We start from the raw sequence: 1,326 nt of genomic DNA, 5'->3' as shown, positions 1-1,326 counted from the left end.
GTCAATGTCTTACCACAAAATTTACAAGCATTTTTTTTCATTTTATAAATTTAATCGAATGTTACACGAATACTATTCGTTTAATATATTACTATTTAATTATTTACAGGTAAATTGTACAAAAAAGTCATGCCTTTAAAGCTTCACATTACCTTAAAACACCTTTTAATTGATGATACACCCCAAATTGGGCTTAAGTTTTATGCCAATTCAACCTTACAAATATTGGTTAAAGAACTCAATGATGTTAAATGGAGTGAAGAGTTTACAATGTTTTACATTCGCAATACAAAGGCTAATCTTGACGCAGTTTTTAAGCTATTTAAAGGTGTGGCCTGGATTGACACCAAATACTTTTTTGAAAAAAACAGAGCAAAGGAGCTTAACGAAACCTTTGATGCTAGATGGGTTTACGAAAGAAAACGCCAACCTGACCATAAATTTTGCCCAAAAACTTACCTACAAAAATTGAAACTTAAAAAATATGCCAACAATACCGTAAAAACCTATGTATCGTGCTTTGAAAGTTTTATAAATTACTACAGAGAGCAGGATATTAATACTCTGGATGAAAATGATATTAGAAATTATTTAGAATTTTTAATTCAAACCAACCGATCAAAAAGCTACATAAACCAAGCAATTAACAGCATTAAATTTTACTATGAAACCGTCTTGGGACTCCCTAATAGGTTTTATAGCATTGAACGCCCCAGAAAATCAAAAAAACTACCTACTGTACTATCAAAAAAAGAAGTTTTATCAATAATATCACATGCTAATAACCTGAAGCATAAATGTATTATATCGCTACTGTATTCCGCAGGGCTTAGAAGGTCTGAACTTTTGAACTTGAAACTAACTGACATTGAAAGTAACCGCATGCTAATCAAGGTCAGGGATGCTAAAGGCAATAAAGACAGGTACACTATTTTATCTGAAAATGCACTTAAAGATTTAAGATTATATTATAAAAGTTACAGGCCATCCAACTATTTATTTGAAGGACAAAATAAAGAGCAATATAGTGCGAACAGTGTTGGAAAAGTTGTCTCTAATACCGCTAAAAAGGCCGGTGTAAAAATACCTGTTACTGCCCACATACTTCGGCACAGTTTTGCCACGCACCTTTTAGAGGCCGCAACGGACATTAGATATATCCAGCTTTTATTGGGCCATAACTCCACGAAAACCACTGAGATATATACTCACGTTGCAAAAAACAGCTTCAGTTCTATAAAAAATCCGTTAGACCTGTAAGTATTTATGTATATTTGGGTGTATATATAATAAAAATAAACACACCAGTGTGTTTATACACATGTT

At 32.4% G+C, this 1,326-nt stretch carries 1 protein-coding gene; it reads left to right on the top strand.

Annotation, left to right across the window (positions count from 1 at the left end):
* Positions 1–129: 129 nt before the first annotated feature.
* Positions 130–1,260, top strand: coding sequence for a site-specific tyrosine recombinase/integron integrase (xerA, locus tag ACIEHO_RS16495; protein WP_406973756.1), 1,131 nt, complete (start codon positions 130–132; stop codon positions 1,258–1,260).
* The last annotated feature ends 66 nt before the right edge of the window (positions 1,261–1,326 follow it).

This window comes from Flavisericum labens, from assembly GCF_045446075.1.
Taxonomy (GTDB): domain Bacteria; phylum Bacteroidota; class Bacteroidia; order Flavobacteriales; family Flavobacteriaceae; genus Flavisericum; species Flavisericum labens.
The sequence above is the reverse complement of the archived record's forward strand: the minus strand, read 5'-3'. Positions and strand labels throughout refer to the sequence as shown.

Coding starts and splice junctions, on each gene's coding strand:
- xerA (WP_406973756.1), top strand. CDS start 130: ATGCCTTTAAAGCTTCACATTACCTTAAAACACCTTTTAATTGATGAT.